General features: G+C 42.0%; 32 protein-coding genes. 30 read left to right on the plus strand and 2 right to left on the minus strand.

Annotation, left to right across the window (positions count from 1 at the left end; all coding sequences use genetic code 11):
• Positions 1–31: 31 nt before the first annotated feature.
• Positions 32–409, minus strand: a complete 378-nt coding sequence (locus tag DUL71_RS21525) for a hypothetical protein (RefSeq protein ID WP_114940004.1) — start codon at positions 407–409, stop codon at positions 32–34.
• Between the two features lie 198 nt (positions 410–607).
• Here DUL71_RS21525 and DUL71_RS21530 point away from each other — a divergent pair, with 198 nt between their 5' ends.
• From DUL71_RS21530 to DUL71_RS21545, 4 genes are all read left to right on the plus strand, one after another.
• Positions 608–2,320: a hypothetical protein gene (locus DUL71_RS21530; RefSeq protein ID WP_208645626.1), complete on the plus strand. Its 1,713-nt coding sequence runs from the start codon at positions 608–610 to the stop codon at positions 2,318–2,320.
• A gap of 81 nt (positions 2,321–2,401) precedes the next feature.
• A complete protein-coding gene (locus DUL71_RS21535) occupies positions 2,402–3,277 on the plus strand; it encodes a hypothetical protein (RefSeq protein WP_114940005.1) in 876 nt (291 codons plus the stop codon).
• A gap of 193 nt (positions 3,278–3,470) precedes the next feature.
• Positions 3,471–4,457, plus strand: coding sequence for a phosphotransferase (locus DUL71_RS21540; RefSeq protein WP_114940006.1), 987 nt, complete (start codon positions 3,471–3,473; stop codon positions 4,455–4,457).
• 34 nt (positions 4,458–4,491) lie between these two features.
• On the plus strand, positions 4,492–4,722 hold the full coding sequence (locus DUL71_RS21545; RefSeq protein ID WP_114940007.1) for a hypothetical protein: 231 nt from the start codon (positions 4,492–4,494) through the stop codon (positions 4,720–4,722).
• Positions 4,723–4,930: 208 nt separating this feature from the next.
• On the opposite strand, the gene DUL71_RS21550 is transcribed toward DUL71_RS21545, so the two are convergent.
• Positions 4,931–5,566 (minus strand): energy transducer TonB, encoded by a 636-nt coding sequence (locus tag DUL71_RS21550; protein ID WP_114940008.1) that lies wholly within the window; start codon positions 5,564–5,566, stop codon positions 4,931–4,933.
• A gap of 365 nt (positions 5,567–5,931) precedes the next feature.
• Between DUL71_RS21550 and rplC the strand changes: the two genes are divergently transcribed.
• The 26 genes from rplC to rpsK all read left to right on the plus strand — a co-directional run bounded on the left by rplC (position 5,932) and on the right by rpsK (position 18,686).
• The gene (gene rplC / locus DUL71_RS21555) at positions 5,932–6,549 is read left to right on the plus strand and encodes a 50S ribosomal protein L3 (protein WP_112574561.1); all 618 of its coding nucleotides are present in this window, start codon (positions 5,932–5,934) and stop codon (positions 6,547–6,549) included.
• Position 6,550: 1 nt separating this feature from the next.
• Positions 6,551–7,183: a 50S ribosomal protein L4 gene (rplD, locus tag DUL71_RS21560; RefSeq protein WP_114940009.1), complete on the plus strand. Its 633-nt coding sequence runs from the start codon at positions 6,551–6,553 to the stop codon at positions 7,181–7,183.
• Positions 7,184–7,185: 2 nt separating this feature from the next.
• Positions 7,186–7,476: a 50S ribosomal protein L23 gene (rplW, locus tag DUL71_RS21565; RefSeq protein WP_090529282.1), complete on the plus strand. Its 291-nt coding sequence runs from the start codon at positions 7,186–7,188 to the stop codon at positions 7,474–7,476.
• Positions 7,477–7,484: 8 nt separating this feature from the next.
• Positions 7,485–8,312: a 50S ribosomal protein L2 gene (rplB, locus tag DUL71_RS21570; protein WP_114940010.1), complete on the plus strand. Its 828-nt coding sequence runs from the start codon at positions 7,485–7,487 to the stop codon at positions 8,310–8,312.
• Positions 8,312–8,578, plus strand: a complete 267-nt coding sequence (rpsS, locus tag DUL71_RS21575) for a 30S ribosomal protein S19 (RefSeq protein WP_022832979.1) — start codon at positions 8,312–8,314, stop codon at positions 8,576–8,578. Before rplB ends, rpsS begins: the two co-directional genes overlap by 1 nt.
• A 6-nt stretch (positions 8,579–8,584) precedes the next feature.
• Positions 8,585–9,013: a 50S ribosomal protein L22 gene (gene rplV / locus DUL71_RS21580; protein ID WP_112574513.1), complete on the plus strand. Its 429-nt coding sequence runs from the start codon at positions 8,585–8,587 to the stop codon at positions 9,011–9,013.
• Positions 9,014–9,019: 6 nt separating this feature from the next.
• Positions 9,020–9,886 carry a 30S ribosomal protein S3 gene (gene rpsC, locus DUL71_RS21585; RefSeq protein WP_112574512.1) on the plus strand — a complete coding sequence of 289 codons (867 nt, stop codon included), beginning with the start codon at positions 9,020–9,022 and terminating at the stop codon, positions 9,884–9,886.
• 50 nt (positions 9,887–9,936) lie between these two features.
• On the plus strand, positions 9,937–10,359 hold the full coding sequence (rplP, locus tag DUL71_RS21590) for a 50S ribosomal protein L16 (protein ID WP_090529269.1): 423 nt from the start codon (positions 9,937–9,939) through the stop codon (positions 10,357–10,359).
• Positions 10,360–10,483: 124 nt separating this feature from the next.
• Positions 10,484–10,693, plus strand: a complete 210-nt coding sequence (gene rpmC / locus DUL71_RS21595) for a 50S ribosomal protein L29 (RefSeq protein ID WP_090529266.1) — start codon at positions 10,484–10,486, stop codon at positions 10,691–10,693.
• Positions 10,694–10,713: 20 nt separating this feature from the next.
• The gene (gene rpsQ / locus DUL71_RS21600) at positions 10,714–10,968 is read left to right on the plus strand and encodes a 30S ribosomal protein S17 (protein WP_090529263.1); all 255 of its coding nucleotides are present in this window, start codon (positions 10,714–10,716) and stop codon (positions 10,966–10,968) included.
• A 1-nt stretch (position 10,969) separates the two neighbouring features.
• Positions 10,970–11,338 (plus strand): 50S ribosomal protein L14, encoded by a 369-nt coding sequence (gene rplN / locus DUL71_RS21605; protein ID WP_090529260.1) that lies wholly within the window; start codon positions 10,970–10,972, stop codon positions 11,336–11,338.
• A gap of 1 nt (position 11,339) precedes the next feature.
• Positions 11,340–11,669, plus strand: coding sequence for a 50S ribosomal protein L24 (gene rplX, locus DUL71_RS21610; RefSeq protein WP_112574511.1), 330 nt, complete (start codon positions 11,340–11,342; stop codon positions 11,667–11,669).
• A complete protein-coding gene (gene rplE, locus DUL71_RS21615) occupies positions 11,669–12,232 on the plus strand; it encodes a 50S ribosomal protein L5 (RefSeq protein WP_112574510.1) in 564 nt (187 codons plus the stop codon). The genes rplX and rplE overlap by 1 nt, the downstream gene beginning before the upstream one ends.
• Positions 12,225–12,494: a 30S ribosomal protein S14 gene (gene rpsN / locus DUL71_RS21620; RefSeq protein ID WP_090529250.1), complete on the plus strand. Its 270-nt coding sequence runs from the start codon at positions 12,225–12,227 to the stop codon at positions 12,492–12,494. The genes rplE and rpsN overlap by 8 nt, the downstream gene beginning before the upstream one ends.
• A 145-nt stretch (positions 12,495–12,639) precedes the next feature.
• Entirely contained in the window at positions 12,640–13,038 is a 399-nt protein-coding gene (gene rpsH, locus DUL71_RS21625; protein ID WP_091215977.1) for a 30S ribosomal protein S8, read from the plus strand.
• Between the two features lie 17 nt (positions 13,039–13,055).
• Complete coding sequence (gene rplF / locus DUL71_RS21630) at positions 13,056–13,613, plus strand: 50S ribosomal protein L6 (protein ID WP_114940011.1); 558 nt, start codon at positions 13,056–13,058, stop codon at positions 13,611–13,613.
• A gap of 5 nt (positions 13,614–13,618) precedes the next feature.
• The gene (gene rplR, locus DUL71_RS21635; protein ID WP_112574509.1) at positions 13,619–13,969 is read left to right on the plus strand and encodes a 50S ribosomal protein L18; all 351 of its coding nucleotides are present in this window, start codon (positions 13,619–13,621) and stop codon (positions 13,967–13,969) included.
• 12 nt (positions 13,970–13,981) lie between these two features.
• Positions 13,982–14,500, plus strand: coding sequence for a 30S ribosomal protein S5 (gene rpsE, locus DUL71_RS21640; protein WP_090529238.1), 519 nt, complete (start codon positions 13,982–13,984; stop codon positions 14,498–14,500).
• A gap of 6 nt (positions 14,501–14,506) precedes the next feature.
• Positions 14,507–14,686: a 50S ribosomal protein L30 gene (gene rpmD / locus DUL71_RS21645; protein WP_022833274.1), complete on the plus strand. Its 180-nt coding sequence runs from the start codon at positions 14,507–14,509 to the stop codon at positions 14,684–14,686.
• A gap of 4 nt (positions 14,687–14,690) precedes the next feature.
• The gene (gene rplO, locus DUL71_RS21650) at positions 14,691–15,137 is read left to right on the plus strand and encodes a 50S ribosomal protein L15 (RefSeq protein ID WP_112574508.1); all 447 of its coding nucleotides are present in this window, start codon (positions 14,691–14,693) and stop codon (positions 15,135–15,137) included.
• Between the two features lie 5 nt (positions 15,138–15,142).
• Complete coding sequence (secY, locus tag DUL71_RS21655) at positions 15,143–16,486, plus strand: preprotein translocase subunit SecY (protein WP_112574507.1); 1,344 nt, start codon at positions 15,143–15,145, stop codon at positions 16,484–16,486.
• A 6-nt stretch (positions 16,487–16,492) separates the two neighbouring features.
• Entirely contained in the window at positions 16,493–17,284 is a 792-nt protein-coding gene (map, locus tag DUL71_RS21660) for a type I methionyl aminopeptidase (RefSeq protein WP_112574506.1), read from the plus strand.
• Positions 17,285–17,348: 64 nt separating this feature from the next.
• Positions 17,349–17,567: a translation initiation factor IF-1 gene (gene infA / locus DUL71_RS21665; RefSeq protein ID WP_022833270.1), complete on the plus strand. Its 219-nt coding sequence runs from the start codon at positions 17,349–17,351 to the stop codon at positions 17,565–17,567.
• Between the two features lie 4 nt (positions 17,568–17,571).
• Complete coding sequence (gene ykgO, locus DUL71_RS21670; RefSeq protein WP_022833269.1) at positions 17,572–17,688, plus strand: type B 50S ribosomal protein L36; 117 nt, start codon at positions 17,572–17,574, stop codon at positions 17,686–17,688.
• 88 nt (positions 17,689–17,776) lie between these two features.
• Positions 17,777–18,154 carry a 30S ribosomal protein S13 gene (gene rpsM / locus DUL71_RS21675; protein ID WP_091215993.1) on the plus strand — a complete coding sequence of 126 codons (378 nt, stop codon included), beginning with the start codon at positions 17,777–17,779 and terminating at the stop codon, positions 18,152–18,154.
• Positions 18,155–18,296: 142 nt separating this feature from the next.
• Complete coding sequence (gene rpsK / locus DUL71_RS21680; RefSeq protein ID WP_114940012.1) at positions 18,297–18,686, plus strand: 30S ribosomal protein S11; 390 nt, start codon at positions 18,297–18,299, stop codon at positions 18,684–18,686.
• The last annotated feature ends 2 nt before the right edge of the window (positions 18,687–18,688 follow it).

Here is an 18,688-nt window from a genome sequence, read left to right on the forward strand (position 1 = left end):
GGGCATTGTGCTAAATTGTAAATAGAAAGTTTTAAGTTTTTTGAAGCTCTCTTTTCGACCACAGCATGAATTCGGCGTTGTCTGTGCACGACATAGATTTTGCGGCATTTTCGAAGTTAAACCCTTCGTATTTAGAAACTATATCATAAATATCTTCAAAGCCTTTGGCGCCTTGTGGAATCATGCATCTGTTATCATCGCCAACCAGAGTTAGCCATACGTCTGGTAGCCACGGCCCTTCATCTGTGTTAATCAGTAGTATTGTGTGAATGTCATCCCATTTGATTGAGCCTGTAAGTGTAAGCCATTGGGGATGATAAACACTAATGGTTTCTTGGGTTATTGTTACTACATAACTATCCTCGAGTTGAGGCGCTTTAGCGCCGAATAACCTTTTTAATAGATTCATTTGAAATAAAAATTACCTCCGACTTATTTGCTATTGTGTTACTTGTTATAAATAGCCTCTGTAATTTACAAACATTACCTTCAATCCAAATATTTCCCTCATCTAAATCTCCCCATATTACCTTATATTAGAGTAAGTTTTCTTAACCAATCAATTATAGCCTCCCGGTTCCTCATTTATCATTTAAAATAACCGAAGATGAAAAAGGTATCGCTGTTATTCGTGTTTCCTGTAGTGTTATTTGCTACGTATTTGTTCGCGTTTCAGGGTAAAAGGACGGTGGTGCCGCGTGTCATAAAATCCTCAACACCGGTGATGTGTGGATCGGGTATAATGGGAGAGGTGGATACAACCAGGAACGGCAAATTTATCCAACGCCTGCCCGGATGGGGACATCATAGCTACGCTATAACCACCAATAACGATAGTGCCCGGTTTTACTTTAACCAGGGTTTAACCATGTACTATAGTTACCACGTGAAAGAGGCCTTTGCTTCATTCAAAGAGGCATCGCGCTTTGATCCTTCGGCTGCTATGACGTATTGGGGACAGGCCTTAAGCCTGGGCCCGTATTATAATGCCGGTGGTCCTTATGTTGCACCTTCGGGCTTACCGGCTGTTTTAAAGCAAATGAATGCCACCGCCGGGAATGCTCCCGAAAAGGAAAAAGCGCTAATTGCGGTGATGAACCAGCGCTATCCGGAGGCTGGTACCAAAGCCAGCGATAACGAAGCCTATGCCCAGGGTATGAAAAAACTGATGCAGACTTACCAAGCCGATGCCGACCTTAAAATGCTATACATTGATGCTGTAATGCTTATTCATCCCTGGGATTTTTGGGCGCCCGATGGTACCGACAAACCATGGACGTCTGAACTGGTTACGCTGTGCAAAGGCGTTTTGGCTACCAATCCGGATCATCCGGCGGCACTGCATTATTATATCCACCTGACCGAGGCTTCGCGTAATCCGGGCGTGGCGCTGGCCAATGCGGGGGCTTTAAAAAAGTTGTTCCCGGGTATTGGGCATATGGTACATATGTCGAGTCATGTATACCAGCGTAATGGCTTGTATTTTCAGGGGGTAGATGCCAATGAAAAAGCTGCCAAATGTATTGTTGTGTATTCGGATATGGAGAAAAATTTAAAGCTTACAAAAATCAACTCGCACTTTTACGCGGTTGAAACGCTTTGCGCCTTTAACGGAGCCATGTACGGGCGTGGGATGGAAGCTGCACAACGCTGCCGCAATGCGGTAAAACCTTCGGCCGGGGATACTTACGCGCAATATCTTTATATGATGCCCGTGATTACCATGGTGCGCCTTGGCAAATGGCATGAGTTGCTGAACGATAGCATCGGCCCCAACACCCAGTGGGCCTATGCACGTGTGCTGTACCATTTTTCGCGTGGATTGGCTTTTCTTTATACGGGCAAACAGGATTCGGCAGTTGCCCAGTTGGCATTATTGCGCAGCCGGTTAGATGAACCTTCCCTGAAACAGCGGCACATCCCTTTTAATACTGCATTGGATGGTGCAACCGTTGCCGAAAATATACTGGATGGTGCCATTTTGCTTGGCCGCAATAAGTTTGATGACGGTATGGCCGCGTTTAAAAAAGCAATTGCCGTTGAAGATAACATGATCTATTCTGAACCTGCCGAATGGCCACTTCCGGCACGGCAATTTATGGGGGCTTATCTCCTTAAAACAGATTATAACCCGCAGGCCGAACAGATTTACCGCGAAGACCTGGAACGTAACCCGGGTAACGGCTGGTCGATGCTGGGGATGTATCAGAGTTTAAAAGCACAAAACCGAACAGATAAGCTGTCATACTATAAGGCCGGTTTTACACGTTCGTTTTCGCATGCCGATGAGGCGCCAACAAGTTCGGTAGTTACAAACTGATAAAATGAGGCTGCTGACGGGGCGCTGTTAAATGTGGTTAATATGATATATTAGCTTTGTTAATTAACAGAAAGCCTTGTCATGAACCAAGTTGTTAGCCGGATTAAATTTTTATTTATTCCTTTTTTGCCTATAGCAGTACTGGCTATAAGTACTTACTCATTTTTATTCTGGTTAATATGTGTCAGGCTCAAAATCCTCAACCTCAGGGATGATATTGGCAGTCCGATGGTGCTTATGCTCGTGTTTGTTTTAGTATTGCTCCTGCCTCGTTTTAAGCGCTTTAGTAATACAAGTCCAGCCTTAATGTCAAGCTTGTTTATGGCCTGGGGAGCTATGGTTGCGCCGTGTATCCCCATTCAAAGTTATATTAAGGCTGTAACTGCAAAGCTCATAGTACTTGACCATGTAAGCCAGTTTAATGACTATCCACCTGATTATTATTATCAGCTAAAGAATTTTTATATCGATAAGCAGTTTACCCGTTTTAAAACAACGGTTAAGGTTAGCGGTAAGCGTCATGATTATCTCGCTATTAATATTTTCGCGGTGACTCCGCTTTTTGACAATAGCGGAGCAGCAGGGATTACGAATACCGAAAAGTCAGGAATAGCCTGGCTGGGGGCCGAATACCCTGCGGTTATAGACAATAAGTTGCCGCAGCCTGAAAAAGATGAACAATATAGGGCAGCAATTGAGGGGGGCAAGCAGAGTTTACAAAATAAAAATCTTTATGATTTTAAATACCTTGTCAGGCTTGAGCCAGCTGAGAGCGAAAACTACATCGCGGCGGTGCGTTCAAAGGATAGTTTAAATGACGTACAACCTGTGATTTTTTTACCAACCGATATTTCGCTTGACGATGTCAGAAAGGACAAACTGTTTTCAGTGTTTTTGGCATTTGGGTTAGGCAGTTTAGTATTTTTGATAGCGCTTATTGTAACGCCTAAAAAATAGATTGGGATAGGTTTCATAGGATAAATAAACCTTATTTAAAAGCAAGTTTGCGTATCCCACCTCTTCACTTTATACAAGGTTAACGCAAAAAGTTTCAATAAATTTCGCTGAAAAAAATATACTTCAAAAAGCTGTTTTAAGTAAAAATGGGCATATACATTTGGTATATAAACCTCATTTATCCCTACATTTTATGATTCCGGAAAGCAAAAAAGCAGCCGTTAGTAACGCCTTGCAAGTAACTTTTGGCGTGCCCGAATTTGATGATCTTCATGAGCTTACCGCGGGGCTCTCCTCGGCGCTGGTGTTTAAAATGACAGTGCTCGGAAAGCCATATTTGCTTCGTATCATTACCCGCACCGATGCCATGGCCGATCCTACGAATGAGTACGCCTGTATGAAAGTGGCAGCCGATGCCGGGATTGCACCTCATGTTTGGTATACCGATGTGAATGACCGGATTGCGATTACGGATTTTATCGAAGCCAAGCCTTTTGAGCTGAATGACGCTAAAGTAAAAATCCCGGCCTTGCTCCGGAAACTGCACGCGTTACCGCCCTTCCCGTTCCGGATGGATTATATTGATAAAATAGGGGAGTTTATGGAGAAGTTTCAGGCGGCCGAAATAATGCCTGCCGATATGACTGCCAATATTTTTGATCTTTATAAAAAAATCAAGGACATATACCCGCGAAATACTGAAGACCTGGTAGCCTGCCACAACGACCTCAAGCCCGAAAATACATTATTTGATGGCGAAAGGGCATGGCTGGTTGACTGGGAAGCCGCCTTTTTGAACGATCGTTATGTTGACCTGGCTATTGCCGCTAATTTCGTAGTGAGGAGTGATGAAGATGAGGCCGCTTTTGTAAAAGTATATTTTGGTGAAGAGGCTAATGAGTATCAGCAGGCCCGATTTTTTTTGATGAGGCAGTTACTGCATCTGTTTTACTTCATTGTGTTTATGCTGTTGGGTAAAACGCAGGGCCGGATAATTGATTTTAACATGCCCAAAACCGGTTTCAGGGAGTTTCATGACCGGATCTGGGCAGGAGAGATCAGTCTGGCAAATATGGACGCCAGATTACAGTATGCTCTTGTGCACAGGGAACGGTTATTACGCAACATGCAGTTAAAACGGCTTCAGGATTCGCTGGAGTTGGTGTGGTTGCACAAATAAAGCAATTGTTATTATAAATGTTTAAATTTGAATTATGACAACGCTTACAATCGAAATATCTGAAAAGGCAGGGAAAACGCTGGCCGAACTGGTTGAGCAGTTGGGAGGGAAGGTTATTTCTGTAAAAGAAAGCAAAAAATCAAATAAGGAAACGAAAAAAAAGCAGTTGTTGGATGATCTGGAAGAGTCGGTGAACTTTGTGAAGTTGCATCAGCAGGGTAAGGTTGATGCAAAAACGATACAGGAATTACTTGATGAACTTTAAGATCCTGCCAACGCCGCCATTTGTTCGTGAATTAAAAAAGCTTGCAAAAAAGCATCTTTCTTTAAAGGATGATCCTAGGCTCCCGCTGCTGCCCGGCTCCAGCCTGGTGGCGCCTATTTAACGGCCTCTGGCCGAAGTAGGTTTGCAGGCCAGAGCCCCCGGGGGGATATATAGATCACTTTTTGTTTGAGCATTGGCAGAGGGCAGTTTACGGCTTCATTTTTAACAGGTAAATTTCATTTTTGCCGGCAACTTTGAACTTCTCATTATTATCGTAGTTGTAAAAAGGTTCGGCAATTTCTACGTCGGTACTTTGAAAGCTTCTGCCAAGTACCGCCTGTGCTTCTTCCAGCGTATAAAGGTGATGGTTGATGTCGAATATAAAACCATAGGCAGACTTTTGCAGATCTTTAAAGGTAACCTTACCGGCTGGTATACTAAAGTGTATGGGTACCGAATACTGCACGCGAACAAACCGGCCGTCTTGTATGCCTGGTTTCCAACGGGGGCTTTTCTCTAAAACAGTAGCTGCCTCGGCTTCACAGCCGGCACCAATGCAATTTATTGGAGTAACATTGGTTACGCGCCCAATACTATCAACCACAAATGTTACCACTACGCTACCGTTAATGCCTATTAGGCGTGCTATATCAGGATATTTTAGGTTCCTGCTTATGTAATTGGCAAAGGCTGGCAAGCCACCAGGAAATTCAGGAACTTGCTCTACACTGGTGAAAACACCTGTGCTTCGGGGCTTTTTTACGGTATCAGTATACATGCTTGTATTGGCAAATGCAAAATGGCACATAAACATGATGGCCACTATTAGGTAATAAGGTTTCATGTGGTAAAGATAAACAGTGTTTTCTAATTTAGACAATGGTGACTTCTGTCATGATAATTGCCCGCAAATCCCACCAGATCTTAAAAAATTTCCCCGGCTCCTCGTCAATTTTACGCCGCGAACCCGGCAGTGCTGATGCAATCGCTTCAAAACCGACCTAAAAAGTCAAAAAATTAAAGCGGCTAATGCTTAGCGACATACCTTTCAAACATATGTTAAAACGTGGACGCAAAAATTATAAAAAAATAACTTACTAACTATTTGATAATTAATACAAAGTTTCTATCTTTGCCGTCCCTTTCGGGGGAGAAATATGCCTTGAACGAAGCCCTACTGCTTCGATGGGCACAAAAACAATTAAAAAAATGTCAGGAATTATTGGTAAAAAAGTAGGAATGACCAGCATTTTCGACGAGACAGGGAAGAACATTCCTTGTACGGTAATCGAAGCTGGCCCTTGCGTGGTAACACAAGTTAAGTCTGTGGATGCAGACGGGTACGCTGCTGTTCAGTTAGCGTATGGCGACAAAAAGGAAAAAAACACTTCTGCCCCTTTAAAAGGACACTTCCAGAAAGCCAACACCGCTCCAAAGCGTAAATTGGTTGAATTCAAAACTTTCGAAGATCAAAAATCATTAGGCGACACCGTTACTGTCGAGATTTTTGCTGCGGGAGATTTTGTTGATGTGGTAGGTACCTCAAAAGGTAAAGGTTTTCAGGGTGTGGTAAAACGTCACGGTTTTGGCGGTGTGGGTATGCAAACTCACGGTCAGCACAACCGTTTACGTGCGCCAGGTTCTTTGGGTGCGTCATCATGGCCATCACGTGTATTTAAAGGTATGCGCATGGCAGGTCAAACCGGAAACGCTCGCGTTAAAGTACAAAACCTTGAAGTAGTTAAGGTTTTCGCTGAGCAGAATCTGTTAGTAGTTAAAGGTTCCATCCCCGGAGCTAAGGGTTCATTCGTAATAGTGGATAAATAAGATGGAAGTTAACGTATTAAACGTATCAGGTAAACAAACAGGTGCCAAGGTGCAGCTTCCTGAGTCGATTTTCGGTATTGAGCCAAATGATCACGCTATCTATCTTGATGTTAAGCAATATCTTGCTAACCAACGTCAGGGTACACACAAATCAAAACAGCGTAATGAGATTGCAGGTTCAACCCGCAAGCTATATAAGCAAAAAGGTACAGGCGGTGCCCGTGCCGGTGGTATTAAATCACCATTATTTAACGGTGGTGGCCGTGTATTCGGTCCGCAACCACGCGATTACAGCTTCAAATTAAACAAAAAGCTTAAATCACTGGCCCGTAACTCTGCTTTATCATACAAAGCAAAAGATAACAACATTTTAGTGTTAGAGGATTTTAATTTTGATAGCATCAAAACTAAAAACTACATTAAGTTGGAGGCCGATTTGAATGTTACTAATGATAAAACATTATTAGTAGTAGCAGGCGCTGAAAATAACAATGTGTATTTATCAAGCAGAAACCTGAAAAAAAGCAAAGTAATTTCAGTTGAGCAGCTTAACACTTATGATGTGTTAAACGCAGGTAAACTGTTGCTTACTACAGGTGCTGTTAAAACTTTGGAGGAAGCATTAGCTAAGTAATTATGGAAATTTTAAAACAACCCCTACTTACTGAAAAAGTTACTCAGTTAACTGACAAGCTTAACCGTTATGCTTTCAAAGTTGATCACAGGGCTAACAAAATTCAGATTAAAAGTGCCATTGAGGCAATGTACGGTGTTAACGTTACAGCGGTAAACACCATGAAATACGTCGGCAAACTAAAAACTCGCAATACTAAAGCAGGCGCCGTTCAAGGCCGTTCAGCTACTTACAAGAAAGCGATCATTACGTTGAAGGACGGAGAAGTAATTGATTTTTACAGCAATATATAATATAAGACATGGCAGTAAAGAGATTTAAACCGGTTACTCCGGGTACCCGCTTCAGAGTTGATGTATCTAATTCAGATATTACAACAAACGTTCCTGAAAAATCGTTGGTTGTATCAGCTAATACAAGATCGGGCGGACGTAACAACAGCGGTAAAATGACTATGCGCTATTTAGGTGGTGGTCATAAACAAGCATACAGGCTGATTGATTTCAAACGTAATAAATTCAACATCCCGGCAAAAGTTGCAACTATCGAGTACGATCCTAACCGTTCGGCACGTATAGCGCTGTTACATTTTGTAGATGGCGAAAAAAGATACATGATTGCTCCGGAAGGCTTAACAGTTGGTACTATTGTGGTAGCAGGCGAAACCGCTGCTCCTGAAGTGGGTAACACGTTACCTTTAAAGAACATTCCACTTGGTTCAATCATCCATAACATAGAGTTAAACCCAGGTCAGGGCGGTGTTATTGCCCGCAGCGCTGGTACTTACGCTCAACTTTCAGCACGCGATGGTAAATATGCTATCATCAAATTGCCTTCAGGCGAAACACGTATGATCTTGTCAACTTGCTTGGCAACCATCGGTACCGTTTCAAATGGTGAGAGAGCAAACGCGGTGTTAGGTAAAGCAGGCCGTAACCGTTGGTTAGGCCGCAGGCCAAGGGTACGTGGTGTAGCTATGAACCCGGTAGATCACCCTATGGGTGGTGGTGAAGGCCGTGCCTCAGGTGGTCACCCACGTTCACGTAAAGGTTTATTGGCTAAAGGCTATAAAACTCGTGACAAGAAGAAAACATCGGATCGTTACATCATTGAAAGAAGGAAGAAATAATGGCTCGTTCAATAAAAAAAGGACCTTACATCGATCATAACTTAGATAAGAAAGTTATGGTGCTGAATGATGCAAATAAAAAATCAGTTGTAAAAACATGGTCACGTCGTTCCATGATCTCTCCTGATTTCGTTGGTCATACATTCGCTGTACACAACGGTAACAAGTTTATCCCTGTGTACGTAACAGAAAACATGGTTGGTCACAAGCTGGGAGAGTTTGCACCAACCCGTACATTCCGCGGACACGCAGAAAAGAAAAAATAACAGGCAATGGAAGCAACAACAAAAATTAAAAAGTCTGTACTAATCAGGCAACAAAAAGAAGCTGCTAAAGCTGTGATAGGTGGCGCTTCTGTTGCTAAGTTACAGGACTGCCCAACTTCACCACGTAAAATGCGTTTGGTGGTTGACTTGATCCGCGGTGAAAACGTTGAGAAAGCGTTATACATATTAAAATTTACTAACAAAGAAGCTGCTATTCGTGTAGAGAAACTTTTGTTATCAGCCATCAAAAACTGGGAAGCAAAAAACGAAGGCAAACGTGTTGAAGACAGCAACCTTTTTGTTAAGGAAGTATCTGTAGGCGGTGGCCGTCAGTTAAAAAGGTTACGCCCTGCTCCGCAAGGAAGGGGATACCGTATCCGCAAACGCTCAAACCACGTAACACTTGTTGTGGATAGTAAAAACGAAAACAATTAATTTGAAATGGGACAGAAAGCACATCCAATAGGTAACAGGTTAGGAATCATCAGAGGTTGGGATTCTAACTGGTTCGGTGGTAACAACTACTCCGACAAATTAGTTGAGGACGAAAAAATCCGCAAATACCTTTCAGCTCGTATTGCTAAAGGTGGTGTATCTAAAGTAGTTATTGAGCGTACTTTAAAACGCATTACCGTAACTATCCACACTGCCCGTCCGGGTATTGTGATCGGTAAAGGCGGTCAGGAAGTTGACAAGATCAAAGAAGAGTTGAAAAAACTTACTAAAAAAGAAGTTCAGATCAACATTTTCGAAATCAAACGTCCTGAGCTTGATGCACAATTAGTAGCAGAAGGCATTGCAAAACAATTAGAAGCACGTATCTCTTTCCGTCGTGCCATGAAAACCACAATTGCTGCAACCATGCGTATGGGTGCAGAAGGTATCAAGGTAATGACTTCAGGCCGTTTAGGTGGCGCTGAGATGGCACGTAGCGAGCAATATAAAGAAGGCAGGATTCCTTTGCACACTTTCCGTGCTGACATTGACTACGCATTAGCAGAAGCATTAACTACCTATGGTAAAATAGGTGTTAAGGTTTGGATCTGCAAAGGCGAGGTTTATGGCAAACGCGATCTTTCTCCAAACATTGGCGGTACCAGCAGCGCAAGCGGCAAAGGTGGCAGGCCAGAAGGCGGTGCACCAGGCTTTGGTGGCCGTGGTAACGAAAGAGGCGGCGAGCGCGGCGGTGAGCGTCGTGGCGACAGGAAACCAGGTGGCGACCGCCGTGGTGGTGGTAACAACAGGCCAGGTGGAAACCGTCCGGGTGGACAAGGTGGAAACCGCCCAGGTGGCCCAGGTAAGAGATAATAATTAAAGTACAAGACAAATATCGAATAACGATATAAAAGCTTAAGAAAATGCTACAGCCAAAAAGAACGAAGTTCAGAAAGATGCAAAAAGGCAGGATGAAAGGTTTAGCCACCCGTGGTGCTGAACTTTCATTCGGATCTTTTGGTGTTAAATCACTCGAAGCGGCATGGATCACCAGCCGTCAGATCGAGGCTGCACGTATCGCTGTAACACGTTTTATGAAACGTGAAGGACAGGTTTGGATCAGGATATTTCCTGACAAACCTGTAACCAAGAAACCTGCAGAGGTACGTATGGGTAAAGGTAAAGGTGCTCCTGAATACTGGGTTGCGGTAGTACGCCCCGGAAGGATCATTTTTGAAGCCGAAGGTGTGCCTTTGGAAGTTGCTAAAGAGGCTTTACGCCTTGCAGCACAGAAATTACCAGTGCAAACTAAATTTATTGTACGTAGGGATTACGTAGAAGCATAAATTGAGGAGTTAGTTGAAAAGTTGTAAAGTTTTAATGTTGTGAAGTTGATGCCGAATTTCACCCATCATTAATAAAACGATACAACGTTTAAACTTGCCAACAGACAACAAATAACAAAGAAAAATGAAGAACTCAGAAATTTTGGGCCTATCAACTGAAGAGATTGTTGCTAAAATCAGCGAGGAAAGGGCTACCCTTACCAAATTGAAATTCGCTCACGCAGTTTCGGCTATTGAGAACCCGTCCCGTATAACCAAAGTACGCAAAGGAATTGCTCAGTTAAATACTGAATTAACAAAACGTAAAGCGGCGGCCGCTTCTGAAAAGAATTAATTTTTTAAACATTAGTAAAAATGGAAAGAAATTTAAGAAAAACACGTACCGGCCTTGTAGTTAGCAATAAGATGGAAAAATCTATTGTTGTGGCCGTTGAGCGTAAGGTGAAACACCCTATCTATGGTAAATTCGTAAAGAAAACTACCAAATTCAAGGCTCATGATGAAAACAATACTTGTGGCGTAGGCGATACAGTATTGATCATGGAAACCCGCCCGCTGAGCAAAACCAAAAACTGGCGATTAGTTGAAATTTTAGAAAGGGCTAAATAAGATGGTACAACAGGAATCAAGATTAACAGTAGCCGACAATAGCGGCGCTAAAGAAGTTTTAGTGATCCGTGTATTGGGTGGTACCGGTAAAAGGTATGCATCAATCGGCGATAAAATTGTGGTTACCGTAAAAAGCGCTTTACCATCAGGTAACGTGAAAAAAGGTACCGTATCAAAAGCCGTAGTTGTGCGTACTAAAAAAGAGATCCGCAGAAAAGACGGTTCATATATCCGTTTCGACGATAACGCAGCTGTGTTGTTAAACAACCAGGACGAGCCAAGAGGTACACGTATCTTTGGCCCTGTTGCAAGGGAACTGCGCGAGAAACAATTTATGAAAATTGTATCATTAGCACCGGAGGTATTGTAACATGGAAAAGAAAGTAAAATTAAAGATCCGTAAAGGCGACCTGGTTAAAGTTATCGCCGGCGATTCAAAAGGATCACAAGGCAAAATCGTTGAGGTTTTGGTAGATAAAAACAGGGCTATTGTTGAAGGTGCCAATATGGTATCTAAACATACTAAACCTAATGCTGCTAACCCTAACGGCGGAATTGTTAAACAAGAAGCTGCTATACATATTTCAAACCTAATGCTGGTTGATCCTAAAACAGGTAATACAACCCGTGTTGGCCGTAAAAAGAACGAAGCCGGCAAATTAGTAAGGGTAGCAAAAAAATCAGGGGAGGAAATTAAGTAATGACTTACGTACCAAGATTAAAATCAAAATACAAGGAAGAAATCCGCACCGCACTGAAAGATAAATTTCAGTACAAAAGCGTAATGCAGGTTCCTAAATTGCAGAAAATTGCCATTAACCAGGGTGTAGGTGGTGCTACTACCGACAAGAAATTGATCGAAAACACCATCACTGAGTTAACTACCATTACTGGCCAGCAGGCAGTATCTTCAAAATCTAAAAAAGATATCTCAAACTTTAAATTGCGTAAAAATATGCCGGTTGGCGTACGTGTTACCCTGCGTGACAACACAATGTATGAGTTTTTGGATCGTTTAATCGCTGTTGCCCTGCCACGTATCCGTGACTTCAAAGGCATCAACGATAAAGGTTTTGACGGAAGAGGCAACTATACATTAGGTATTACTGAGCAAATTATCTTCCCTGAGATAAATATTGATAAAATCAATAAAATCCAAGGTATGGATATTACCTTTGTAACCTCCGCAACAAACGATGTTGAAGCATTGGAGTTGTTGAAACAATTTGGTTTACCATTTAAAAATCAAAATAGCAATGGCTAAAGAAGGTGTAAAAGCACGTGAAGTAAAGCGCGCAAAATTAGTAGCTAAATACGCTGAAAAAAGAGCTGCTTTAAAAGAAGCTGGCGATTACGCTGCTTTAGATAAATTACCAAAAGCATCATCACCGGTAAAATTGCACAACCGTTGCAAATTAACCGGCCGCCCTCGTGGTTATATGCGTCAGTTTGGCATTTCACGTGTTACATTCCGTGAAATGGCTCTTGAAGGCAAGATCCCGGGAGTGAAAAAAGCAAGCTGGTAAGCAGCTAAATATTTAGAGATTAGAGATTTGAGGTTAGTGATTAGGTTCGCTAACCTCTTATCTCTAATCTCTAATCTCATGAATTAACCGATGGAAGGTCGTTAGGGATGTTACCTAAAGGAAACCACCATCATAACACAATAAAATGAATACAGATCCAATCGCAGATTATCTTACAAGAGTAAGGAATGCTATTAAAGCCAACCACCGGGTTGTTGAAATTCCTGCATCAAATCTGAAGAAGGAAATCACTAAGGTGCTTTTCGACAAAGGTTACATTGCAAATTACAAGTTTGAGGAAAACGGTCCTCAGGGCACTATCAAAGTTGCTTTGAAATACCACCCGATAACTAAAATTTCTGCTATCCGCAGCATTTCGCGCATCAGCAAACCAGGTTTGAGGAAATACGCAGGTATGGAAAACATGCCACGTGTACTAAATGGTTTAGGTATCGCCATCCTGTCAACTTCTAAAGGCGTTATGTCTGATAAAGAAGCTCGTCAGCAAAATGTTGGTGGTGAGGTTTTATGCTACGTTTATTAATCGAAGAAATTTAAGCAATGTCAAGAGTAGGAAAAGCACCGATAGCACTGCCACAAGGAGTAACCGTTACAGTTGCAGCAGATAATGTTGTTACTGTAAAAGGTCCTAAAGGCCAGTTGCAACAGGCAATTGATAGCGATATCACTATTGCACAGGAAGACGGTCAGTTACTGGTTCAACGCCCGTCTGATCAAAAACGTCATAAAGCGTTACATGGTTTATACCGCGCGCTTTTAAATAACATGGTAATTGGTGTAACCGAAGGTTACAAAATAACCCAGGAATTAGTGGGTGTAGGTTACCGTGCTACCAATACCGGCAATACATTAGATTTAGTGTTGGGTTTCTCTCACCACTATGTATTTGAATTGCCACAAGAAATTAAAGTTACAACCACTGCTGATAAGGGTAAAAACCCAACCATCATCCTTGAGTCAATTGACAAACAGTTAATTGGTCAGGTAGCAGCTAAAATCCGTTCATTACGTGCTCCAGAGCCTTACAAAGGTAAAGGTATCAAGTTCCAGGGCGAGATTTTAAGAAGAAAAGCAGGTAAATCAGCATCTAAAAAATAATCGTCATGGGAGCTAAACTATCAAGAAGAGACAGGATTAAAAAAGGCATCAGAAAACGCCTTTCAGGATCGTCAGAGCGTCCTCGCCTGTCAGTATTTAGAAGTAATAAAGGTATTTATGCGCAGATCATTGACGATGTAACCGGTAAAACTTTAGTTTCAGCATCATCTTTATCAAAAGATTTTGCCGCTGAAGGTACAAAATCAGATCAGTCAACAGCTGTAGGTAAATTAGTAGCTTCAAAAGCTATTGCCGCAGGTATTAAAGATGTGGTTTTCGACAGGAACGGTTACCTGTACCATGGCCGTGTTAAGTCATTGGCTGAAGGTGCACGTGAAGGTGGTTTAAACTTTTAATCGAAAAGAGAAATGTCAACAATCAACATAAAAAGAGTAAAAACAAGCGAGATCGAATTAAAAGACCGCTTGGTAAGCATACAGCGTGTTGCCAAAGTAACCAAAGGTGGCCGTACTTTCAGCTTCTCTGCTATCGTAGTAGTAGGTGATGAAAACGGTGTTGTAGGTTACGGTTTAGGTAAAGCTAAAGAGGTAACTGAAGCTATTGCTAAAGGCATTGATGATGCTAAAAAGAACCTGGTAAAAGTTCCAATCATTAACGGAACTGTACCTCATGAGCAAATTGGTAAATTTAGCGGTGGTTTTGTTTTCATTAAACCAGCAGCTAACGGTACCGGTGTAATTGCAGGTGGTGCTATGCGTGCCGTATTAGAGTCGGCAGGTGTACACAACGTATTGGCAAAATCAAAAGGTTCATCAAACCCGCACAACGTGGTAAAAGCAACCGTATCGGCATTAGCCCAGTTACGTGATGCAAATACAGTAGCACAACAGCGCGGTATTAGTTTAGGTAAAGTATTTAACGGATAATCAGTCATGGCTAAGATCAAAATAACACAGATTAAGAGCGTGATCGACAGAACGGAACGCCAGAAAAAAACAATCGAGGCTTTAGGCTTGCGTAAAATTAACCACAGTGTGGAAGTTGAGGCTACACCTGCTATAGTTGGGATGGTTAGGAAAGTGAACCACCTGGTAGCGGTTGAAAATATTTAATATCATGAATTTAAGTAATTTAAAACCTGCAGAAGGTTCAACCAAAAATAGAAAAAGAATTGGCCGTGGTACAGGTTCTGGCCGTGGCGGTACGTCAACCCGTGGCCACAAAGGCGCCGGTTCACGTTCAGGTACCAGCACCAAGGTGGGCTTTGAAGGCGGTCAGATGCCTTTACAGCGCCGTGTGCCAAAGGTAGGCTTTAAAAACCCTAACCGTGTTGAGTACACAGGTGTAAACCTTGACGTACTTCAGGAATTAGTAACAAAATTCTCGCTTACAAGTGTTGATTTTGATACTTTGAAAGAGCACGGTTTAGCATCACGTAACGACCTGGTTAAGATCCTGGGCCGTGGTGAGCTTACTGCCAAATTAGAAGTTAAAGCACATGCATTTACTGCTACAGCCCAAAAAGCTATTGAAGCTGCAGGTGGTACCATAGTTAAGTTATAATTTCGATGAAGAAATTTTTCACCACATTATCCAATATCTGGAAAATCGAAGATCTGAGAGTGCGTATTACTAACACACTCTTATTTCTTTTAATATATCGTGTAGGCTCATTCGTTGTTTTACCCGGCGTTAACGCTGCGATAGCATCAACCCAAAAGGCAGAAGGATTAGTAGGATTGCTGAATATGTTTGCAGGAGGATCGTTTTCACGTTCCTCTATTTTCGCGTTAGGTGTTATGCCTTACATTTCGGCTTCAATTGTGGTGCAACTGCTGGGTATTGCCGTTCCGTATTTTACCAAATTGCAAAAAGAAGGTGAAAGCGGACGCAACAAGCTAAACCAATGGACCCGCTATTTAACAATAGGTATTACCTTTTTACAAGCTATAGGTTACCTTAAATCGCAGGTTGCTGCTGATGCAAGGACTATTGCTGATCCGTTCACCTTTATCTTCCTTAACACTTTCGTGTTAACTGCAGGCACATTATTCGTAATGTGGTTAGGTGAAAAGATCACTGACAAAGGTATCGGTAACGGTATATCACTAATCATCATGGTTGGTATCATTGCTCAGTTACCGGGCGCTTTTGCTACCGAATTCATTTCGCGTAATGGCGGTGCCGGTGGTTTGATCGCATTCATTGTTGAAATTGTAGCGCTTATTGGCGTGGTAATGTTTACTATACTGATAGTACAGGGAACCCGTAAAATTTCGGTACAATACGCTAAACGTATTGTGGGTAATAAACAATATGGCGGCGTGCGTCAGTATATACCTTTAAAGGTAAATGCTGCCGGTGTAATGCCAATCATATTTGCTCAGGCATTAATGTTTATCCCGCAAACTGTATCGCAGTTTTTCCCTAACGTATCATCAAATGGTATATTGATAGCTTTGGCTAACTATAACTCATGGGAGCATAACCTGTTGTTTGGTATCCTGATTATCCTGTTCACTTACTTTTACACCGCTATTACGGTTAACCCTAACCAAATGGCAGATGATATGAAGAAAAATGGTGGCTTTATTCCGGGCATCAAACCAGGCCGTACTACTGCCGAGTTTATTGATGGCGTAATTTCAAGGATAACTTTACCAGGATCTGTATTCCTGGCTATTATAGCAATCATCCCGGCTTTGGCCAGTTTGGTTGGTGTATCTCCAATATTTGCAAGGTTTTTCGGCGGTACATCGCTGATCATCCTGGTAGGTGTTGTGCTGGATACATTACAGCAAATAGAAAGTCATTTGTTGATGCGCCATTATGATGGTTTAATGAAAACCGGACGTATTAAGGGACGTACAGCTATGCCTGCCGCTGCCGGTACCAGTCCGACAGCGATTTAATTAGTAATGTCAAAAATCCATTATAAGTCTGTCGAAGAGATAGAACTCATAAGAGAAAGTTCTTTACTTGTTTCTAAAACACTCGGAGAGATAGCTAAGGTTATCGCTCCGGGTGTTAAAACAATTGAACTGGATAAGCTTGCCGAAACCTTTATACGGGATAACGGCGGTGTTCCTGCCTTTTTAAACTATCACGGATTTCCTTACTCACTATGTATCTCCCTGAATGATCAGGTGGTACATGGCTTTCCCGGCTCGCACGTTTTAACCGAGGGCGACCTGGTATCAGTTGATTGTGGTGTTATTTTAAATAAATACTACGGTGATTCGGCTTATACCTTCGCTATTGGTGAAGTAAGCGACCAGGTTAAGAAACTCATGCGTGTTACGCAGGAGTGCTTAAAACTGGGCGTTGAGAAAGCGGTTGTGGGTATGCGTATTGGTGATATAGGTTACGCTGTACAGGAGCATGCCGAAAAGAACGGATTTGGTGTGGTGAAGGAACTTGTAGGCCATGGTGTAGGTTTAAAGCTGCACGAGAAGCCGGAAGTGCCTAACTATGGCAAACGTGGTGCAGGTATCAAGCTGGAAGAAGGGATGGTGATAGCTATCGAACCGATGATCAATGCCGGCCGTGCCGGTGTTAAATTCTGGGATGATGGCTGGACAGTTTCAACTTCAGACAAAAAACCTTCGGCGCATTATGAGCATACCGTAGCGGTACGCAAAGGTACTCCAGACATTTTATCGACGTTTGATTACGTAGAAAATGTTTTAAAAGAAAAAAATAATAATTAAATAATTTTTTATTAATTTTGCATCCCGGTTTTAGGGCGGATAATTAAGTAATAATCAACAAAATATGGCTAAACAATCTTCGATTGAGCAAGACGGTACAATTAGAGAGGCATTGTCGAATGCAATGTTCAGGGTTGAACTTGAAAATGGTCATGAGATTATAGCGCACATATCGGGCAAAATGCGTATGCACTACATTAAAATTCTTCCTGGCGACAGGGTGAAATTGGAAATGAGCCCATACGATTTAACAAAGGGTAGAATAACCTATAGATATAAATAAAAAGATGAAAGTTAGAGCATCCATCAAAAAGCGCAGCGCTGATTGCAAGATCATCCGCCGTAACGGGAAACTTTACGTTATTAACAAAAAGAACCCGAAGTTTAAACAACGCCAGGGCTAATAACAATTACTGAATTGGAGAATGTTGAATTACTGATGATAGCGATTCGATAATTCAATGATTCGATAACTCAATAAACACAAGAAATATGGCAAGGATTTCAGGTATTGATTTACCAAAGAATAAAAGAGGAGAAATCGGACTTACTTACATTTACGGTATCGGCCGTTCAACAGCTCAAAGGATTTTAGCTGAAGCTGGCATCGACGTAAATATCAAAGTACAAGACTGGACCGATGAGCAATTAGCTGCTATACGTGGTATCATCAACGAGCAAATTAAAGTTGAAGGTGCTTTACGTTCAGAAGTACAGCTTAACATTAAACGTTTGATGGATATTGGTTGCTACCGTGGTACACGTCACCGTAAAGGTTTACCATTACGTGGTCAGCGTACTAAAAACAACTCACGTACCCGTAAAGGTAAACGTAAAACAGTTGCTAACAAGAAAAAAGCTACTAAATAGTGATTGGTGGTTAGAGGTTAGCGATTGGCTTGTTGCCGCTTGATAACCTTTAATTCATTAGGAATACCTCATTTGAAAATTATAATTAATGAGTCCGAGTTATTCGTTAATTCAGTAATTCATTAATTCAAAAATTAAAAAAATGGCTAAAGCTAAAAAAGTTACCAAAAAACGCATTGTAATTGTTGAGCCAATTGGCGAAGCACACATCAATGCTACTTTTAACAATATCATCATTACCCTTACCAACAAAACCGGCCAGGCTATTTCATGGTCATCTGCCGGTAAAATGGGTTTTAAAGGTTCAAAGAAAAATACTCCTTACGCTGCCGGTCAGGCTGCTGCCGATTGCGGTAAAGTTGCTTATGATTTAGGTTTACGTAAAGTTGAAGTATTTGTAAAAGGCCCTGGTGCTGGTCGTGAGTCAGCTATCCGTACTTTGCAAACTGCAGGTATCGAAGTAACTACGATTAAAGATATTACACCGCTTCCGCACAACGGTTGCCGTCCTTCAAAAAGAAGAAGAGTTTAATT

Source organism: Mucilaginibacter endophyticus, from assembly GCF_003351025.1.
Classification (GTDB): domain Bacteria; phylum Bacteroidota; class Bacteroidia; order Sphingobacteriales; family Sphingobacteriaceae; genus Mucilaginibacter; species Mucilaginibacter endophyticus.